The following is a 17955-nucleotide window of genomic DNA, read 5'->3' on the forward strand; positions in this document are numbered from 1 at the left end:
CAGTAAACTCTCGGTCGCGGGTGAGCGGGGCCGCTTCGCGCCCCAGCGCGAGCAAGCTCGCTCACCACAGAGTGGTGTGTACACCTGCGACATGGGTGTTTAGCTGGCATATGGCGCCAAATCTTGGGGTTTGTGGCAAACTTCGCGGTTATAAATGCCGGGATCGTCGTGCAGGGCTGCGACGCGATGGAATAAAGCGATGCCAGTTTGGTGTCCGCGGTGCGGAATCGGACTACTTACAGTTTGGTACGACGGTACCAATATCTTCTGCCTGACAGATTTAGAGGAACGACCGTGCATAACGTCGTCATCAGCGGCACTGGCCTGTACACCCCGGCCAACAGCATCTCCAACGAAGAGCTGGTGCAGTCTTTCAATGCTTACGTGCATCAGTTCAACAGCGATAACGCCGCCGCCATCGAGCGCGGTGACGTGCAGGCGCTGACTGAATCCAGCGCGGCCTTCATCGAAAAAGCCTCGGGTATCAAGAGCCGCTTCGTGATGGACAAAGACGGCATTCTCGACCCGCAGCGCATGGCCCCACGCTTGCCCGAGCGCAGCAATGACGAGTGGTCGGTGCTGTGCCAGATGGCCGTCGGCGCCGCCGAACAAGCCTTGCAACGCGCCGGCAAGACCGCCGCCGACATCGACGGTGTGATCGTTGCCTGCTCCAACCTGCAGCGCGCCTACCCGGCCATCGCCATTGAAGTCCAGGAAGCCCTGGGCATCGAGGGTTTTGGTTTTGACATGAACGTGGCGTGTTCTTCGGCCACCTTCGGCATCCAGAATGCCGTCAACAGCATCCAGCTGGGCCAGGCGCGGGCGATCCTGATGGTCAACCCGGAAGTTTGCACCGGGCACTTGAACTTCCGCGACCGCGACAGTCACTTCATCTTTGGTGACGCGGCCACTGCGGTTGTCCTGGAGCGTGCCGACCTGGCGACTTCCGAGCATCAGTTCGACGTGGTGAGCACCAAGCTGCTGACCAAGTTCTCCAATAACATCCGCAACAACTTCGGCTTCCTCAACCGCGCCGCGGAAGAGGGCATTGGCGCGCCGGACAAACTGTTCGTACAGGAAGGCCGCAAGGTGTTCCGCGACGTGTGCCCGATGGTGGCCGAGCTGATCGGTGTGCACCTGGAAGAGAACCAACTGAACGTGGCCGACGTGAAGCGCTTCTGGCTGCACCAGGCTAACCTGAGCATGAACCACCTGATCGTGAAGAAGCTGCTGGGTCGCGAAGCGTCGGTGGAAGAAGCGCCGGTGATCCTCGATACCTACGCCAATACCAGCTCGGCGGGGTCGGTGATCGCGTTCCACACGTACCAGGATGATTTGCCAAAGGGCTCTGTGGCAGTGCTCAGCTCGTTTGGCGCGGGCTACTCGATCGGCAGCGTGATCCTGCGCAAACGCTGATCCACCTCGTTCCTTGTAGGAGCCGGCTTGCCGGCGATGATATCCCTGCGGTGTAAATGACGCACCGTGGCGCCTGCATCGCAGGCAAGCCAGCTCCCAGAGGGATTGGGTTTCCAGAGTGAAATCGAGGTAAACGATGGCAGCAGCGGACGACGCGCACCTGCTAGAACGCTTGCTCAAGGGTGAGCAGCGGGCCTACAAGGAATTGGTCTCCACCTACCAGAGCGCCATGCGGGCGGTGGCTTATGCCATTGTCGGCCAGCGCCACGCCGATGAAGTCGTGCAGGATGCGTGGCTGTCGGTGGTGCGCAACCTGGCCAAGTTCGAAGGCCGCTCCAGCCTCAAGACCTGGCTGCTGACCATTACCGCCAACGCCGCCAAGGGGCGCTACAAGCAGAATCGACGTGAGGTATTGCTCGACGACCTGCCTTCGCCCCACGGCACGATTGGCGATGATCGCTTCACCCCCGACGATGGCCACTGGGCCGTAGCGCCTTATGCCTGGCACCAGGACACCCCGGAAGCCCTGCTGACCGAAGATGAACTGCGCAAATGCCTGGAACATACGCTGCTGAGTCTGTCGGAGTTGCAGAGCAGCGTGCTGGTCCTGCGTGAACGCCAGGGCCTGGAGTTGGAAGAAATCTGTAATCTTCTGACGCTGTCGCTCTCCAATGTCCGTGTGCTGTTGCATCGAGCACGGCTTAAAGTCTTCGCCACAGTGGAGCATTTTGAGGAAACGGGCGAATGTTGACCTGTAAAGAACAAGTGGCGCGTTCCAGTGACTATCTCGATGGGCAACTGACCTTTCGCGAGCGTCTGCTGGTGCGTCATCATTTGATGTTCTGCCCGAACTGCCGACGGTTTATCCGCCAGATGCGCCTGATGCAGGCGACGCTGAAGATCATGCCGGATGAGCCGGTTGAGGGAGTGGATGCCCTGGCGCAGCGGCTGGCGCAAGAGCGACTCAAGGACCTGTAGGAGCGAGCAAGCTCGCTCCTACAGTGGGGCGGGGTTAGAACTTGGCTTCGGCGTCCAGCTGCAGGGTGTTCGCGTTGGCATCGCGATAGCCGGTGGCGCTGGCGTAGTCGGCTTTGGTCAGGAAGTAAGTGGCGCCGATGGCGAAGTTCTTGTCGATGTCGTAACCGACTTTGAACTTGTGACCCCGTGCACCGGTGAAGCCGCCGGCGAAGTCCGAGTCGGTGAAGGCACCCACCACCGCATAACGTTGTACGTCGCGGTAGTTGTAGTCCAGGTTGAGGCCAAACACTTTGGACTTGGCACCGAGCAGCCAGGCAGTGTCCTTATCTTTATCCGTGGCTTTGGTGTTTTGCACGTATTGGCCATAGAACGACAACGGTACCGCCAGGCCGCCGATATCGACTTGGCTGAAGCCTTCGTACAGGCGGTACTCGCTGGCATTGCCGGCCGTGGTGTTCGCCACGGTTTCGCCTGGGGTCAGGCAGCCAGGGGTGGTGCCGGTCGTTGTCGGGCAACGGCTGTCTTCATCGTTCTGGAACGCGTAGACGCTGCCACCCAGGGTCAGTTTCAGATTGTCGGTCAGCGAGAAGCGAGACCCCAGTTGGCCGGCGGTCATGCGCAGGTCATTGCGAAATTGCACGCCGTCGCCGTTGACGTTGTCCTTGAGGCTGTAGTTACCCAGGCTGCCGAACAGCTCGGCGCTGCTGCCCAGTGGGTATTTGTAGGTCAGGGCCAGACCTTCCGGGTTGATATCGCTGTCCCAGATCACGTCGCCCATGCTGACCCAAGGCTGCAACATCTTGCCGCCGATCACGTGCAGGTTCTTGATTTGAGTCGGGTGGTAGTCGATGTAGCCCAGATCCAGCCAGATCGACTTCTTGTTGAAGTAGCCATCCAGGTCCTGGTTGGTGGAGCGAGCATCATCGCTGCTGCCGGTGGCGATACGGATGCCGGTGTCGACTTGCGAGTTGATTTCGGTATAAGCGCCCAGACGAGCACGGATGCGCTCACGGTCCTTGTCCTTGCCGCCATTGTTCGGGGTGCCATCGATCTTGATGGTTTCGTGGCGGAAGCGCACATCACCCTTGAGCTGAGTCTTGGCGGCCCAGGCCAGTTTCTGGTCGAAGCTGCTCAGTTCATTGGTTTTCTTCGCGGTGGCCGCGATCTGTTCGTTGGTCTCTTGTTGAGCTTGCCGTGCGATCTGCTGTTCTTTCTGGTCTTTGGCCAGTTCGCTTTGCAGTTCAGTGTACTGCGCAGCGGTGATCTGGCCGTTGGCCTTGAGCATGTCGAGCAATTTAGCGTCGACTGCAGCGCTGGCCGGAACGCTCAGGGCCAGTAACAGGCCGCCGCACAGGACCGCCGCAGTTTTAGTGGAAGCAAGACGCATATCAATCTCCGAAGGTGAGGAGGGATGGCAAACCATCCAGGACACAACCGACCGATGACGGACGGAAAAATAGCCACCTGCTAGAACCAGGTGCTCTAAAAACAGGCGTCAGTATCACGATCGTTTATGACGACGCAGTGGCGAAGTGATGTCATCTAGATGACAAATTGTTCATCTTCGGAACTATTGCTTTAGCGCTTTGTCTCGCGAATCGGGGGTGTGCGAAGCCCGGCGATCAGCGATACTCGCCAAGCTTTCACGCCCCTGAAGTAGTGAGGATGCCGATGCCGTTGCAACGCCTGGACAGCCTGTCCGAAATCGCCCCGCAAGCCTGGGATTCGTTGGTGCCAGAGGCCCAGCCGTTTGTCCGCCACGCCTTCCTGAGCGCGTTGGAAGACAGCGCCAGCCTGGGCCCGCAGTCGGGCTGGCAGCCAGAGCATCTGTTGCATTGGGAAGGCGATCGGCTGGTGGCAGCGTTACCCAGTTATCGCAAGTGGCACTCCTACGGCGAGTACGTGTTCGATCACGGTTGGGCCGATGCCTGTGAGCGGGCCGGTATCGACTATTATCCCAAGCTGCTGACGGCTGTGCCCTTCAGCCCGGTGAGTGGGCCGCGCTTATTGGCCGCGAGTGCCGATGAGGGTGTCGAGTTGCTCAAGAGCCTGCCGGGTTACCTGGAAATCGAAGGGCTCTCCAGTGCCCATATCAACTTCACGGATGACCTGGCCGATGCGGCACTGGCCCAGCAACCGGGCTGGTTGCAGCGCCTGGGTTGTCAGTTTCACTGGCAGAACCGTGGCTACCGCGACTTCCAGGATTTCCTCGATGCATTGAGTTCACGCAAGCGCAAACAGATGCGCAAAGAGCGCGAACAAGTGGCGGGGCAGGGCATCGACTTCGAGTGGCTGCAAGGCCATGAACTGAGCGAGGCGCAGTGGGATTTTGTCTACGCCTGCTACGCCAACACCTATGCGGTGCGCCGCCAAGCGCCCTACCTGACCCGCGCCTTTTTCAGCCTGCTGGCCGAGCGCATGCCCGAAGCGATTCGCGTGGTGCTGGCCAAACAAGGCCCGCGCCCGGTGGCCATGGCCTTCAGTCTGATCGGCGGCGAGAGTTTCTACGGCCGCTACTGGGGCTGCCTGGCAGAATTCGACCGCCTGCACTTCGAAACCTGTTTCTACCAAGGCATGGACTACGCCATCGCCCACGGCCTGCAACGCTTCGATGCGGGGGCACAGGGCGAGCACAAGTTGATTCGCGGGTTTGAGCCGGTGATTACGCGGTCATGGCACTACCTGCGCCATCCGGGATTGAAGAATGCCGTGGAGGATTTCCTCGAGCGCGAGCGGGTGGGGATTGTGGCGTATGCCGAAGAGGCGAGGGCAGCCTTGCCGTATCGGCAGGTATAAAGTCCCCTGTGGGAGCGAGCTTGCTCGCGAAGAACGCCAAGACACCGCGTTAAACCAGGCTGCCCGCGTTATCGTTGACGTTTTTCGCGAGCAAGCTCGCTCCTACAGGTGAGGCCTCAGCCCGGCTCCTCCTTGCCCAGCCAGCGGTAGGTAACACCACCGATTACCGCGCCGAGGATCGGCGCGAGCCAGAACATCCACAATTGCTGGATCGCCCATCCGCCGACGATCAGTGCCGGTCCCGTACTGCGGGCCGGGTTGACCGAGGTGTTGGTCACGGGAATCGAGATCAGGTGGATGAGTGTCAGCGCCAGGCCGATGGCGATGGGCGCCAGGCCCGGCGGGGCACGACGGTCAGTGGCGCCGAGGATGATCACCACGAACATGGCGGTCATCACCAACTCACTGACAAACCCCGCCGCCAGCGAATAACCGCCCGGCGAATGCTCGCCATAGCCGTTGGACGCCAGGCCCGATGCCAGTTCGAACCCCGGTTTGCCGCTGGCGATGAAATACAACAGCGCAGCGGCAATGGTGCCGCCGATCACCTGCGCCACGATGTACGCCGGTAACTCCCTGGCCGGAAACCTTCCGCCCACGACCAGCCCTACCGACACCGCCGGGTTGAGGTGACATCCGCTGATATGCCCGATGGCGAACGCCATGGTCAGCACCGTGAGCCCGAACGCCAGGGCCACGCCCAACAACCCGATCCCGACTGCAGGAAACGCCGCGGCCAACACCGCACTCCCGCAGCCGCCCAACACCAGCCAAAACGTACCCAGTCCTTCTGTGATTGAACGCTTGAACAAAGACATGCAACCCGTCCTTGATAGATCGCTCTATCCATTCAGCCAATCAGTGATGCTTCCTGCAGATTTACTTCAGCGCCCGTCTGGGCACTGCACTGATTACAGCACGGTTGTGGCACAAATCCAGGCGCAAAAAAAAGCGCCAGCCCCCTGAAAATAAAGGGCTGGCGCCGTCTTAACCAAGGAGCCGGCTTGCCGGCGATGAGGCCAGAAACATCACCGCCGTGCTTGAGGCCGCAATCGCCGGCAAGCCGGCTCCTACAGAGGTGGGTTAGTCGATGCCGACAAAGCCTCCGGTCTGGTGCTGCCACAACCGCGCGTACAGCCCGCCGTGGGCCAGCAATTCGGCGTGGCTGCCGCTCTCGGCGATCTGGCCTTTCTCCAGCACCACCAGGCGGTCCATCCGTGCGATGGTCGACAATCGGTGTGCAATCGCGATCACCGTCTTGCCCTGCATCAGGGTTTCCAGGCTTTCCTGGATCGCCGCTTCCACTTCCGAATCCAGCGCTGACGTGGCCTCGTCCATGATCAGGATCGGCGCGTCCTTGAGCAGCACGCGGGCGATGGCGATCCGCTGACGCTGCCCGCCGGAGAGTTTCACCCCACGCTCGCCCACGTGCGCATCCAGCCCGGTGCGGCCTTCAGCGTCCGACAGCAGCGGGATGAACTCATCGGCGCGTGCCTTGCGGATGGCAGCCCAGAGTTCTTCGTCGCTGGCGTCCGGCTTGCCGTACAACAGGTTGTCGCGGATCGAGCGGTGCAGCAGCGAGGTGTCCTGGGTGATCATGCCGATCTGTTCGCGCAGGGTTTCCTGGGCCACCTCGGCGATGTTCTGGCCGTCGATCAGGATACGCCCGCCCTGCAGGTCGTAGAGGCGCAACAGCAGGTTGACCAGGGTCGACTTGCCCGCACCGGAGGGGCCGATCAGGCCGATCTTTTCCCCGGCCTTGATGTTCAGGTTCAGGCCGCCAATGATCCCGCTCTTCTTGCCGTAGTGGAAATCCACCTGCTCGAAGCGCACTTCGCCATGGGGCACGCTCAGGCGCGGGGCGTTGTCGCGGTCGATCACCGCCAGCGGCTGGGCGATGGTTTTCAGGCCATCCTGTACCTGGCCGATGTTTTCGAAAATGCCGTTGACCACCCACATGATCCAGCCGGACATGTTGACGATACGAATTACCAGGCCGGTGGCCAGGGCAATCGCGCCAACGGAAATCATCGACTGGGTCCACAGCCACAACGCCAGGCCGGTAGTGGTGACGATCAGCAGGCCGTTCATGGTGGTGATCACGATGTCCATGCTGGTGATCACGCGGCTGGCCAACTGGGTTTTTTCGGTCTGCTCGATGATCGCTTCCTTGGCGTATTCCTGCTCGTACTGGGTATGCGCGAACAGCTTCAAGGTCGTGATATTGGTGTAGCCGTCGACGATACGGCCCATCAATTTGGAGCGCGCCTCGGAGGAGATCACCGAACGCTCCTTCACCCGTGGCACGAAATAGCGCAGCGCCAGGCTGTAGCTGATGATCCAGGTCACCAGCGGAATCATCAGGCGCCAGTCGGCTTCGGCAAACAGCACCAGGGAACTGATGGCGTAGATCGCCACGTGCCAGATCGCATCCACCGCTGCGACCGCAGAGTCGCGCAGGGAGTTGCCGGTTTGCATGATGCGCTGGGCGATACGCCCGGCGAAGTCATTCTGGAAGAAATTCAGGCTCTGCTTGAGCACGTAGCTGTGGTTCTGCCAACGGATCAGGCTGGTCATGCCGGGGCTGATGGTCTGGTGCACCAGCAGGTCATGCAGGGCGCCGAAGATCGGGCGCAGCAGCAGGGCGACCACGGCCATCCAGATCAATTCGGTGCTGTGCAACTGGAAGAAATTCGCGGGCGGCGTGCCCTGGGCCAGGTCGATGATGCGGCTCAGGTAGCTGAACAGCGCCACTTCGATGAGTGCACCGATCAGGCCCACCACCAGCAACGCAGCGAAGTGCGGCCACACCTGGCGCAGGTAGTAGAGGTAGAAGGGCAGGACTTTATCGGGCGGGGCGGCGCTGGGGGCGTCGCGGAAAATATCGATCAGTTGTTCAAAACGACGATAGAGCATTAAGTCTGACGCCCGCGGGGCGGGCTCTCCTTTCAAATGCGCGCGCGGCCTTGTGGGCTGCGCGCGGAGCTACCTGCTGACCTCAGTCGATGCGCTTGGCCGACTTGATCACAACAGGATCGATTGGCACGTTCTGCATGCCCTGCTTGGTGGTGGTCTGCGAGTTGACGATGATGTCGACCACGTCCATGCCCTTGACCACTTTGGCGAATACGGCGTAACCGGCATCGCGGCCCGGGTCGAGGAAGGCATTGTCAGCGACGTTGATGAAGAATTGGCTGGTGGCCGAATTCGGGTCGTTGGTGCGCGCCATGGACAGGGTGCCGCGTACGTTATGCAGGCCGTTGCTGGCTTCGTTCTTGATCGGGTCCTTGGTTGGCTTTTGGGTCATTGCCTGGGTGAAGCCGCCGCCCTGGACCATGAAGCCCGGGATCACGCGGTGGAAAATCGTGTTGGTGTAGAAGCCGCTGTCGACATAGGCCAGGAAGTTCTTGGTGCTGATCGGCGCCTTGACCGGGTCCAGTTCGATCTCGATGTCGCCATTGGTGGTGGTGATCAGTACGTGAGGCGCCTTGGCGGGCTCGGCGGCCATCAGGTTGGCGGCGAACAGAACAGAACCGGCAAAGAAGGCGATTTTTTTCAGCATGGGTCAGTGATCCTGGGTAGTGGTTTCGACTGTCTTTAGAAATTCGAGCAGGGTTGCGTTAAAGACTTCGGGTTGATCCAAGGGCGTGGCATGGCGGGAATCTTCGATCACCACCAGTCGCGCATCGGGCAGCAGTTTTACATAGTTTTCTTTTTGCGCCACGGGCGTGTAGTCGTGGTCGGCACTGATGACCAGGGTTGGACAGGTGATCCTCGAAAGTCGTTCCTGCACGCCCCAGCCCACAATGGCATCGAAGCTGGCGAGATAAGCACGTTTGTCGTTTTTTGCCCAGCGTTCGGCCATCTTGCGGCGCAGGTCAGCCTGGTGCGGTTTAGGGAACAGCCGGTCGCCGAGGGCCTGGCCGATGGTGTTCAGGCTGAGGACGCGGGCAAGCGTCCAGCGTTTGGCCCATTGCCAGTAATCGTCGGCGCTGCGCACCTTCACCTGCGGCGCGCTGTTGACGATGCACAGGCTTTTGACGCGTGCCGGTTCGTCCACCGCCAACTGGAAGGCGATCATGCCACCCATGGACAAACCCACCACATGGGCGGGCGGCAGGTCCAGGTGTTCGATCAGCGCGAGCAAATCATAGGTGAAGCCCTGGATGCTGTAGCGCTCCCGGGGTTTGTCCGAGCGGCCATGGCCACGCACATCCACCACGACCAGGCGGTAATGTTTGGCCAATACCGGAATCTGCAGTTCCCAATCCTGGCTGCTGGAGCCCAGGCCGTGGATCAGGATCAGCGGCGTGCCGTGGCCGTATTCCTCGTAGTGCAGGCTGCAGCCTTCGTGGTCGAACCAAGCCATGGATGAACTCCGTTTCAGGCTTGCTGGGGGGCGGCGAAAGGTGCGTCCAGCGGGGCGGTGTCAAAGGTGCGCAGCAGTTCCACGAGGATCTGCGTCGCCGGGCCCAGGGGCTTGTCTTTGTTCGAGTACAGGTAAAACGTCGGGTTGCGGCTGCCGCCCTTTTCCAAGGGGAGTTGCTTGAGCAGGCCTTCCTTGAGTTCGCGCTCGATCAGGTGGCGGGGCAACCAGGCAAAGCCCAGGCCGCTGCTGACGAACGTGGCGGCGGTGGCGAGGCTGCCGACGGTCCAGCGCTGTTCGGCGCCGAGCCAGCCCACATCCCGCGGTTGCTGGCGGCCGGAGTCGCGAATCACCACCTGCATCTGGCTTTCCAGGTCCTGGAAGCTCAGTTCGCGGTTCAGGCGATGCAGCGCGTGATCGGGGTGGGCCACGGCGATGAATTCCACGTCGCTCATTTCCGTGCCCAGGTAGCCAGGGATGATGAAGCCGCTGATGGCCAGGTCGGCCATGCCATCGAGCAGCAGTTCCTCGACACCGGAAAGCACCTCTTCCCTCAATCGCACCCTGCACCCGCGGCTCTGGGGCATGAACGCGGTGAGCGCCCGAACCAGGCGCGCATTCGGGTAGGCCGCGTCCACCACCAGGCGCACCTCGGCTTCCCAGCCCTGCTCCATATGGTGGGCGAGGTCTTCCAGCTGGCTGGCGTTTTTCACCAGTTGCCGGGAGCGGCGCAACAGCACTTCACCGGCGTCGGTGAGCACGGCCTTGCGCCCATCGATGCGCAGCAGCGGTACGCCGAGTTGGTCTTGCATGCGGGCCACGGTGTAGCTCACCGAGGACTGCGAACGGTGCAGCGCTTCGGCCGCCTGGGCGAAGCCGCCATGGTCGACCACGGCTTGCAGCGTGCGCCATTGATCGAGGGTAACGCGGGGCGCTTTCAAGATGGGTTCCTCTTGTCCTAAGCTGGCAGTCCTTATTGGAGACTGCCGAATGAGAAAATTCTGTTGTGTGTTGCTGGCGCTGCTGCCGATGAGCGCGTTTGCCTACCCCATCGACGTAACCAAAAAGATCGACGGCGTCAGCATCGATTACACCGCCTCCGACGTGGACGGCGATATCAGCTCGATCCAGCTCAATAACTACGGCACTAACGATGCGGTGTGTTCGGTAACCTTCACCAACGGCCCGGAGTCGCCGCGTCATCGCACCGTCACCGTGCCAGCAGGCAAAAGCACCAACACCACGGTCAAGTTCAACCGCGCGATTATCAAGATGCGGATCGCCCTGGCTTGCTCGCCGAAGTAACTGACAGCGGAGCATGCTCCGCTTATAAACAAATTTATAGATGGTTTATAGCAGTTTTTTGCGCTTTTTTATCGAATTGGCTCTGATTAATCTTCACTCCATCGACTTACAGCAATTACAGATGGAGCCTACAAAGCCATGTCCAATGTTCTGATCATCGAAAGCAGCGCCCGCCAGCAGGATTCGATTTCCCGCCAACTGACCCAGCAGTTCGTCAGTCAATGGCAGGTCGCCCATCCGGCGGATCAGATCACCGTGCGTGATGTGGCCCTCAACCCGGTCCCTCACCTGGACGCCAACCTGCTCGGCGGCTGGATGAAACCCGCCGATCAGCGCAACGAACGTGAGCAAGTCTCGCTGGATCGCTCCGACGAATTGACCAACGAACTGCTGGCCGCCGACGTTCTGGTGCTGGCCGCGCCGATGTACAACTTCGCCATCCCCAGCACCCTCAAGGCCTGGCTGGACCATGTGTTGCGGGCCGGTGTGACCTTCAAATACACCGCCACTGGCCCTCAGGGGCTGCTGACCGGCAAGCGCGCCATTGTGCTCACCGCTCGCGGCGGCATTCACACCGGGGCCAGTTCCGATCACCAGGAACCCTATCTGCGTCAGGTCATGGCGTTTATCGGGATTCACGATGTGACCTTCATCCACGCCGAAGGGGTGAACCTGAGCGGGGACTTCCAGGAAAAAGGCATCAACCACGCCAAAGCGTTGTTGGCACAGGTTGCGTGATCCTTTAATCGCCAGATAATCCCGCGATGTTTATCTAGCTCCACGCAAACCCTTCAAGTACGCGTAACGAACCTCCCTTTGCACTTTTGCTCCTGAGTGCTCCTGCCCGACTGACGCTTTAGCGAGGTCGGGTTTTTTTTGCCCCGAGTTTCTTCAAGCGCGGAAAACCTTTAATGTCCCGCCCATTCGATACGAGGCGCGCATGGGCTACTTACTGGTTGTTACCCTGATTCAGGCATTTTCCTTCAGCTTGATCGGCGAATACCTCGCCGGTCACGTCGACAGCTACTTCGCCGTGCTGGTGCGCGTGTTGCTGGCCGGGCTGGTGTTTATCCCGCTGACCCGCTGGCGTTCGGTGGAACCAGCTTTCATGCGCGGCATGCTGGTGATCGGCGCGTTGCAGTTTGGCGTGACCTACGTGTGCCTGTACCTGAGCTTTCGTGTGCTCACGGTGCCGGAGGTGCTGCTGTTCACCATCCTCACGCCGTTGCACGTGACCCTGATCGAAGACGCCCTCAACCGCCGTTTCAACCCCTGGGCGCTGGTGGCTGCGCTGGTGGCGGTGGCGGGCGCCGCGGTGATCCGCTTCGACCAGATCACCCCGCACTTCCTTGGGGGCTTCCTGCTGCTGCAATTGGCCAACTTCACCTACGCTGCCGGGCAGGTGATGTACAAGCACCTGGTGGCGCGTTATCCGAGTGATCTGCCGCACTACCGGCGCTTTGGTTACTTCTATCTGGGCGCGTTGCTGGTGGTGTTGCCGGCGTTCCTGTTGTTCGGCAAAGCCAACTTCCTGCCCGACGCGCCGTTGCAATGGGGCGTGCTGGTGTTCCTCGGGCTGGTCAGTACGGCACTCGGGATGTACTGGTGGAACAAGGGCGCCTGCCTGGTGCAGGGCGGCACACTGGCGGTGATGAACAACCTGCATGTGCCGGTGGGGCTGCTGCTCAACCTGCTGATCTGGAACCAGCATGAACCGCTGGGCCGCCTGGCCCTGGGCGGGTTGGTGATTGTGGGGGCGGTGTGGATCAGCCGGTTGGGCTTAAAGCCCGTACCTGGCGTACAGTCACAGACGTAATGGGCCCGGGGCGTGCGTGAGCGGCAATGAAAGTCTGTTATAGAAAAGAACGGTGCGGGGGCGGCAGAGTGGACAAGATTGATGAACTGATCATTGCAGCCTTGAAGGATGACTCCCGGGTCAGCCTGGCGCAATTGGCGCGGCAAGTTCACAAGTCTCGGACTGCGGTAGAGTCGCGCGTTCAAAAGCTGATTGAAAAAGGCATCATCCTGGGCTTCACCATCAACGTCGCCGAGGAGGATGAGACCCAGCAGTCGGCGTTTTTGATGCTGACGCTCAATGGCAGCAATTGCCATCTGGTGTTTCCGAAGATTCAGCAGTTCAGCCACGTGGTCCATGCCTACTCGCTGTTCGGCGACGTCGACATGATGCTCGATGTTCGCTACAGGAGCTTTGAAGAACTGATGGTCTTCAAGGAAACCCTGCTGAAGATCGAGCATGTGAAGGAAGTCGTGGTCAACCCGGTGCTGAAGGCCTGGCGCTAGGCGCGATCGCGAACGGTTTCGAGAAAATGGTGACTCAGGTTCGGCATTTTCTGACGAAGGGTGTCCACGAGTTCTTCGATGACCGCCTGGTTGAATGTGAGCGACGTATCGTCATGCCCCAGGATCACCACCAGCAGCCTGGACGAGTCTTTCGTCAACCGAAAGTCATGGGCGTCGGCGTCAACCTTGCCGATGCTCGCCAACGGCACATCACCGCAGGTATAGACGATATCGCCGACGGGAATCGTGATGGGCTTCTTGGCGAACAGTGGGCGTAGCACCCTCGGCTTATCCGAGCGCATCACGTAGATGTCATCCTGCTGATGATAGGTGTGCACGCCGATGCTGACCCCATGGCGGATCGCAACCGCGTTGTACGCGTCGACGATGTTGTTAATGGAGTAGACGCCTTTGGCGATGAAGCGTCGCAGCAACTTTTCGTTGGCGCTGACGGTGTTTTCGTAGCCGAGTTTTTTAAGCTGCTTGGCAAACCCTTCGTACACGATATTCGACTCCAGCTCGTTAAGGCGGGAGGCCACGTGGTTCAGGTTACTCTGCAGCACGGCGACGAAACTCTGGTCATTCGAGACGGTGATGTCTTCGATCACCGCGGCACACGCATTATTGATGCCCAGCTCGCAGGCTGACTTTTTGATGATCAAGCGACTGTTCATAACCTTAGCCCCACAGTTTGTTTCGAAGGTTCGCGGTACTGATGTCCAGTTGCAGCGCCGAAGGACTTTGCAGCCAGAACAGCCCCGGACAAGTGGCGAAGTCGATGGTGACCGGCGTGGTATCACCCGGGCGGATGAAATAGCGGTGGCCGCAATAGGCCTCGTCTGCCTGAGCGCTTTGTATGGCCTGAGGTGAGGGCGTCTCGAAGGTATGGCGTTTATCGCAGCAGAAGAAACCGATCCGGCCATGGCTGATCTGGCTGACCGCATCGGCCTTGGGGCGTGAGCGGCCGAGGTAGCTATCGAGCGCCAGCGACAGCAGGTCCGGGTGATACACCTGCTGAAACAGCAGCGGTGCGATGCCGCCGTGCAAGCGACCGCCGGCCTCAATCATCACAGGCCCGGCGTCAGACCAGATGATTTCCATATGAATCGGCCCGACCTGTACACCCAGGGCCGCGGCTGCCTGGCGGGCGTAATCGGTCAGTGGTTGCAGTTCGGTCGCCTGAGGGTCAAGGGTGTCCAGGCTTTCGTAGACAAACATGCTGCCGTTCTTCTGAATCTTGGTGTACTTGCAGACGCTGGCAATGATGTAGGTGCCGTCAAAGGCGACCATATCCACCACGTACTCCGGTCCCGCAATGAACGGCTGCACGATAAAACCGAGGTTGACCTCGCCCAAGTCGTTTTTCTGTTGCCAGGCGGCGTTTCTCAAGGCGGTCTCCACTTCGCCCTTGCCCTGGGCAAACACCACCCCTTCGGTGGCCGCCGAGTTCAGCGGTTTGACCACATAAGTGGCCGCCGGGTCGAGTTTGGCCACCACTTCGTCAATGCGGTTCTTTGAACTCAACAGGTGCGAAGCAATGTTGGCCAGGGGGTATTTTTTCAGCGCCTCCTGCATGGAGAACTTGTTACGTCGCAGGTCGCTGGTGATACGGCTGTTGCCCGGAATGCCGAGCAGCTCCGTCAGGTAGTCCGTGAGGTAGATCGCCGTTTCGCAACCGGCGATCACGGCGCTCAGTGACAAGGTTTCCAGGGTGATCAGCAGGCTCTCTTCCCAGACATACACCTCATGGAAGTTCTCTGTGATCAGGTCGTTGGTGAAGTGTTCAGGCAAGGCGCGCGTGGAGATCACGGCGATGCACCGTATGCCCTGCGCATTGAGCAAGGGCGCATAGAGTTTGCCCGTGGAGAACGGGTCAACAATCAGTACGGTTTTCACGTCGTGTATTCCTTATTCCGTGGTGGCGGTGGGCGCGGCGGCGGGGGTCAGGTTCCAGGCCAGTACGGCCGTGGCCAGCAGGCCGGCGGAGACGATCATCAACAGGCGTGCGCCTTCGAGGCCGAGAAACCCCGAGGTGGTAAAGAACGTCAGGATCATCGGTGCGGAGCCACTGACCAGCAGGTAATAGAGCGAGCTCTTGGCGGCGATCACGTCGGCAACCCGGGCGTTGGGCGCTGACTCGATCAGGGTTTTGCGCAACTGGATCCGCAGGCTGTTGATGCAGAAACCCAGCAGGAAGGCTGCCACCATCATCACGTAGAGGTTCTGGAAATAGACGATTGCCACGTCCGCCAGTATCACCAGCAAGATCGCCCCGTAGCTGTTGAGTTTGATGCGTGGCAACACGGCGGCGCTGAAGGCACCCAGGCCCGCCAGGCCACTGGCTACGCCGAACAACGTTGCATTCCACTCATTGAGCTTCTGGAAAACGATGGGCACCAGGCTGTTGAACGCACCGATATGGAAGCCGATCATGCTCAACACAATGATCAGGATGTAGAGGTTTCGCGGCAGGTCCAGCGGCCGGGCAGTGGACGCTCCGGTTACCTGTTCGGCGGTTTCTTCGTGAGGGGTATCGGCCACCAGCAGGATGGCCGCCAATGAGAGAATGGCCGCCAGGCTGATGACCTGCAGCGTCTGGTTGACCGAGAACACATCCACGATCAAGCCGCCCAGGAGTGCGCCGCCGAAGGCACCGATTTGTATGGAGGTTTGCATCAGCCGCGCGCAGGTGTCGCTGTCGGTGAGGCCGGCCAGCACCAGCTTGGTGTTTTTCGATTCCAGGGTACTGATGGTGAAGTAGTCGGTGACGCCCACCACAAACGCGATCGCCAGGAAGCCGATCGGTAGCAAGGCGGCCTCGGTAAACGACAGTCCCAGTACCGCGGCAAAGGCCGCCAGGCGAATGTACAGCAGCCGTTTCAGGCTGAGTTCAATCGTGAAGAACTTGCCGATGTACTGTTCGCATAAATAGGGCACCACGGTCGCCACGCATAAGGTGGCGCCGACCAGGAATGTCGAGCCGGTTGTCTCCAGGCCGAACCAGACCATGGCGATGACGATCGCCATGTCGAGGCCGGTGAAGAGGGTCACGATTGAATAGAACGCGGTGAGTGTCGATTTAGTATTCATGGGCTTCATCAGTCGTAACGGGAGATTTTAAGTAACGGCACACAGCGCTCGGTGTCGCCGACCACGGTGCTGATATGGTTTCTGACGCGTACGGTGGGCAGCGCCTTTTTTTCCAGGTTGCAGACCTTGTACGCGTTGTCGTGCCAGGGGCAGATCACGCTTTGGCCGTCACCCGTCACTTCGCCCATGTGCAGCGGGCCGCCACGATGGGGGCACGCGGTGGGCAGCAATTGCGTTGAATACGCGTGACGCTTGAGGAAGTAGGTTCTTTCCTCCACGGCCACATAATTGGCGTGGGTGATATTCAAGCTGATGGCTTTCATTGGGTTTCCCCTCAGATGGCGGTGACGGTGTATGTGCAGGACTGGCTGCAGATGCGGGTGCCATGCAGCATTCCCTTGGGAATCACGACACCTTCGCCGGCCGTGAGGCGCACCGTCAGTTCGGGGCTGACGACAAAGTCCAGCTCGCCAGATTCGACCCAGAACAATTCGTCATTCGGGTGGGTGTGCAGCACTGAAAGCTCGTGTTCAGGTTCGGTGATCCTCTGGTCCACCGGCTTGCGACCCTGGAGCGCCGCGGCCTTCGCGCGATGCTCATCGATCTCGTCATGCCATTGGATATGGGCATATAGTTCTTCGTCGGCGATGTCCTGAAGCAGCTTGAACTCTTCAAAGCCGCGAATGAGGTCGGGAATGATCGTGTTGCCGAACTGCTGGATCATGGGAATGATCAGGCGCTGGAGGGCCATTCTTCCGTGATGCACATCGATGTGAGCATGCTCATCGAAGTAGTCGGTGGAGACGGTGCCATTGAAGATGGTCTTGATAGCGCGTGACTGGTGCTTGGTTGTCAGCGCCAACGTGGCTTCGGTGTAGTACATGGCGCCGATATACCGGAACAGTTCGCCATGATTGGCCGACACATAGTGGAAATAGTTGGTGAGCGAGAGCGACGCCGGCGTATAGAACTGCCAGTAGTGATGCACGTGATGCGACAGGCCCATGTCCTGAAGCATGTCTTCAAAAATGGTGCTGTGCTTCTTTTTGTCGACGCCGTAGCCATACTCGTCGATCAGGATCTTGAACAATTCGCTGGTGTACACGCCGCAGTTACCCAGCACATTGCGCGCCATGGCCGAGGCTTCGCTGAGGAAGTCCCCAGCACATTGCGTCATGAAAAACCTGGCGGCACGTTGGGGATTGTGGCTGGTGGTCAGCACCTCGTAGAGTTTCGACTCGGCCTGCGCGACGTCATCCAGGACTTTATCGGTGTGGGCGATAAAAGCGTCTAGGCACCAGGGGCCGTTGATATGCACCTCTTCCTTGAGCCAGTTGTACAGGTAGTGCTCCAGCAACGGGCGGATCTTCTTGCCGCTGGCCGCGTGCAAGGGATCATAGAAATGCTTGAAGGCCTTGTAATCCAGTTCCAATGGCGACTTGGGCAAGAACACCAGGTCTTGCTCATAAATGTTCAATAGCAACCGTTGCGCCAATAGATGCTGACTGTTTGAAAGTTGATCGCTCGTCAGGCGGGTGCTGATGATGGTGTCGGTCACATCCTGGGGGCGCGAAGGCCGTTCATAAGGGCTTTGGGTATAAAACCCGCGGGGTTGAGCAAAGGCCGTAGCACCACAATAGTGGGTCAGTGCTTCGGCGTTTGAACTTAATACAAAGTCTGCCGCGTTATCGGAAAGCTGAGTT

Annotated in this window: 19 protein-coding genes; 8 read left to right on the forward strand and 11 right to left on the reverse strand. The window is 59.7% G+C overall.

Going from position 1 to position 17955, the window contains the following annotated elements; all coding sequences use genetic code 11:
• Window positions 1–294: 294 nt before the first annotated feature.
• From BM70_RS0109355 to BM70_RS0109365, 3 genes are all read left to right on the forward strand, one after another.
• Window positions 295–1416, forward strand: a complete 1122-nt coding sequence (locus BM70_RS0109355) for a beta-ketoacyl-ACP synthase III (RefSeq protein ID WP_025855770.1) — start codon at window positions 295–297, stop codon at window positions 1414–1416.
• Window positions 1417–1552: 136 nt separating this feature from the next.
• Entirely contained in the window at window positions 1553–2167 is a 615-nt protein-coding gene (locus tag BM70_RS0109360; protein ID WP_025855771.1) for an RNA polymerase sigma factor, read from the forward strand.
• Window positions 2161–2394, forward strand: a complete 234-nt coding sequence (locus tag BM70_RS0109365) for an anti-sigma factor (RefSeq protein ID WP_025855772.1) — start codon at window positions 2161–2163, stop codon at window positions 2392–2394. Before BM70_RS0109360 ends, BM70_RS0109365 begins: the two co-directional genes overlap by 7 nt.
• 34 nt (window positions 2395–2428) lie before the next feature.
• Here BM70_RS0109365 and BM70_RS0109370 read toward each other — a convergent pair whose 3' ends face one another.
• Complete coding sequence (locus tag BM70_RS0109370) at window positions 2429–3781, reverse strand: putative porin (protein WP_025855773.1); 1353 nt, start codon at window positions 3779–3781, stop codon at window positions 2429–2431.
• A gap of 284 nt (window positions 3782–4065) precedes the next feature.
• On the opposite strand from BM70_RS0109370, the gene BM70_RS0109375 reads away from it, so the two are divergent.
• Complete coding sequence (locus BM70_RS0109375; RefSeq protein WP_025855774.1) at window positions 4066–5190, forward strand: GNAT family N-acetyltransferase; 1125 nt, start codon at window positions 4066–4068, stop codon at window positions 5188–5190.
• Between the two features lie 116 nt (window positions 5191–5306).
• Here BM70_RS0109375 and aqpZ read toward each other — a convergent pair whose 3' ends face one another.
• The 5 genes from aqpZ to BM70_RS0109400 form a co-directional block, all read right to left on the reverse strand.
• Window positions 5307–6008 (reverse strand): aquaporin Z, encoded by a 702-nt coding sequence (gene aqpZ / locus BM70_RS0109380; protein WP_025855775.1) that lies wholly within the window; start codon window positions 6006–6008, stop codon window positions 5307–5309.
• A 265-nt stretch (window positions 6009–6273) separates the two neighbouring features.
• A complete protein-coding gene (locus BM70_RS0109385) occupies window positions 6274–8106 on the reverse strand; it encodes an ABC transporter ATP-binding protein (protein ID WP_025855776.1) in 1833 nt (610 codons plus the stop codon).
• An 82-nt stretch (window positions 8107–8188) separates the two neighbouring features.
• Window positions 8189–8752, reverse strand: a complete 564-nt coding sequence (locus BM70_RS0109390; RefSeq protein WP_025855777.1) for a peptidylprolyl isomerase — start codon at window positions 8750–8752, stop codon at window positions 8189–8191.
• 3 nt (window positions 8753–8755) lie between these two features.
• The gene (locus BM70_RS0109395) at window positions 8756–9559 is read right to left on the reverse strand and encodes an alpha/beta fold hydrolase (RefSeq protein WP_025855778.1); all 804 of its coding nucleotides are present in this window, start codon (window positions 9557–9559) and stop codon (window positions 8756–8758) included.
• A gap of 14 nt (window positions 9560–9573) precedes the next feature.
• Window positions 9574–10497: a LysR family transcriptional regulator gene (locus tag BM70_RS0109400; protein WP_025855779.1), complete on the reverse strand. Its 924-nt coding sequence runs from the start codon at window positions 10495–10497 to the stop codon at window positions 9574–9576.
• 49 nt (window positions 10498–10546) lie between these two features.
• On the opposite strand from BM70_RS0109400, the gene BM70_RS0109405 reads away from it, so the two are divergent.
• The 4 genes from BM70_RS0109405 to BM70_RS0109420 all read left to right on the forward strand — a co-directional run bounded on the left by BM70_RS0109405 (window position 10547) and on the right by BM70_RS0109420 (window position 13162).
• Complete coding sequence (locus tag BM70_RS0109405; RefSeq protein ID WP_025855780.1) at window positions 10547–10861, forward strand: 3-phosphoglycerate kinase; 315 nt, start codon at window positions 10547–10549, stop codon at window positions 10859–10861.
• A gap of 138 nt (window positions 10862–10999) precedes the next feature.
• Entirely contained in the window at window positions 11000–11599 is a 600-nt protein-coding gene (locus BM70_RS0109410) for an FMN-dependent NADH-azoreductase (RefSeq protein WP_025855781.1), read from the forward strand.
• 202 nt (window positions 11600–11801) lie between these two features.
• Window positions 11802–12677: a carboxylate/amino acid/amine transporter gene (locus tag BM70_RS0109415; RefSeq protein WP_025855782.1), complete on the forward strand. Its 876-nt coding sequence runs from the start codon at window positions 11802–11804 to the stop codon at window positions 12675–12677.
• Between the two features lie 68 nt (window positions 12678–12745).
• The gene (locus tag BM70_RS0109420) at window positions 12746–13162 is read left to right on the forward strand and encodes an Lrp/AsnC family transcriptional regulator (protein WP_025855783.1); all 417 of its coding nucleotides are present in this window, start codon (window positions 12746–12748) and stop codon (window positions 13160–13162) included.
• On the opposite strand, the gene BM70_RS0109425 is transcribed toward BM70_RS0109420, so the two are convergent.
• The 5 genes from BM70_RS0109425 to BM70_RS0109445 are packed head-to-tail and all read right to left on the reverse strand — an operon-like array spanning window position 13159 to window position 17735.
• Complete coding sequence (locus tag BM70_RS0109425; protein WP_025855784.1) at window positions 13159–13836, reverse strand: phenylalanine--tRNA ligase beta subunit-related protein; 678 nt, start codon at window positions 13834–13836, stop codon at window positions 13159–13161. The genes BM70_RS0109420 and BM70_RS0109425 overlap by 4 nt on opposite strands.
• 4 nt (window positions 13837–13840) lie before the next feature.
• Entirely contained in the window at window positions 13841–15058 is a 1218-nt protein-coding gene (locus BM70_RS0109430; protein ID WP_025855785.1) for an ATP-grasp domain-containing protein, read from the reverse strand.
• Window positions 15059–15070: 12 nt separating this feature from the next.
• Window positions 15071–16252: an MFS transporter gene (locus tag BM70_RS0109435; RefSeq protein WP_025855786.1), complete on the reverse strand. Its 1182-nt coding sequence runs from the start codon at window positions 16250–16252 to the stop codon at window positions 15071–15073.
• 8 nt (window positions 16253–16260) lie between these two features.
• Window positions 16261–16575 (reverse strand): Rieske 2Fe-2S domain-containing protein, encoded by a 315-nt coding sequence (locus BM70_RS0109440; RefSeq protein WP_025855787.1) that lies wholly within the window; start codon window positions 16573–16575, stop codon window positions 16261–16263.
• 11 nt (window positions 16576–16586) lie between these two features.
• On the reverse strand, window positions 16587–17735 hold the full coding sequence (locus BM70_RS0109445) for an iron-containing redox enzyme family protein (protein WP_256220880.1): 1149 nt from the start codon (window positions 17733–17735) through the stop codon (window positions 16587–16589).
• Window positions 17736–17955 lie beyond the last annotated feature (220 nt).

Source organism: Pseudomonas sp. CHM02 (assembly GCF_000612585.1).
Lineage (GTDB): Bacteria > Pseudomonadota > Gammaproteobacteria > Pseudomonadales > Pseudomonadaceae > Aquipseudomonas.

Bases quoted from the DNA above. Each gene is read 5' to 3' on its own strand.
- BM70_RS0109360 (WP_025855771.1), top strand. From the start codon at position 1,553: ATGGCAGCAGCGGACGACGCGCACCTGCTAGAACGCTTGCTCAAGGGT.
- BM70_RS0109365 (WP_025855772.1), top strand. From the start codon at position 2,161: ATGTTGACCTGTAAAGAACAAGTGGCGCGTTCCAGTGACTATCTCGAT.
- BM70_RS0109370 (WP_025855773.1), bottom strand. From the start codon at position 3,781: ATGCGTCTTGCTTCCACTAAAACTGCGGCGGTCCTGTGCGGCGGCCTG.
- BM70_RS0109375 (WP_025855774.1), top strand. From the start codon at position 4,066: ATGCCGTTGCAACGCCTGGACAGCCTGTCCGAAATCGCCCCGCAAGCC.
- aqpZ (WP_025855775.1), bottom strand. From the start codon at position 6,008: ATGTCTTTGTTCAAGCGTTCAATCACAGAAGGACTGGGTACGTTTTGG.
- BM70_RS0109385 (WP_025855776.1), bottom strand. From the start codon at position 8,106: ATGCTCTATCGTCGTTTTGAACAACTGATCGATATTTTCCGCGACGCC.
- BM70_RS0109390 (WP_025855777.1), bottom strand. From the start codon at position 8,752: ATGCTGAAAAAAATCGCCTTCTTTGCCGGTTCTGTTCTGTTCGCCGCC.
- BM70_RS0109395 (WP_025855778.1), bottom strand. From the start codon at position 9,559: ATGGCTTGGTTCGACCACGAAGGCTGCAGCCTGCACTACGAGGAATAC.
- BM70_RS0109405 (WP_025855780.1), top strand. From the start codon at position 10,547: ATGAGAAAATTCTGTTGTGTGTTGCTGGCGCTGCTGCCGATGAGCGCG.
- BM70_RS0109410 (WP_025855781.1), top strand. From the start codon at position 11,000: ATGTCCAATGTTCTGATCATCGAAAGCAGCGCCCGCCAGCAGGATTCG.
- BM70_RS0109415 (WP_025855782.1), top strand. From the start codon at position 11,802: ATGGGCTACTTACTGGTTGTTACCCTGATTCAGGCATTTTCCTTCAGC.
- BM70_RS0109425 (WP_025855784.1), bottom strand. From the start codon at position 13,836: ATGAACAGTCGCTTGATCATCAAAAAGTCAGCCTGCGAGCTGGGCATC.
- BM70_RS0109435 (WP_025855786.1), bottom strand. From the start codon at position 16,252: ATGAATACTAAATCGACACTCACCGCGTTCTATTCAATCGTGACCCTC.
- BM70_RS0109440 (WP_025855787.1), bottom strand. From the start codon at position 16,575: ATGAAAGCCATCAGCTTGAATATCACCCACGCCAATTATGTGGCCGTG.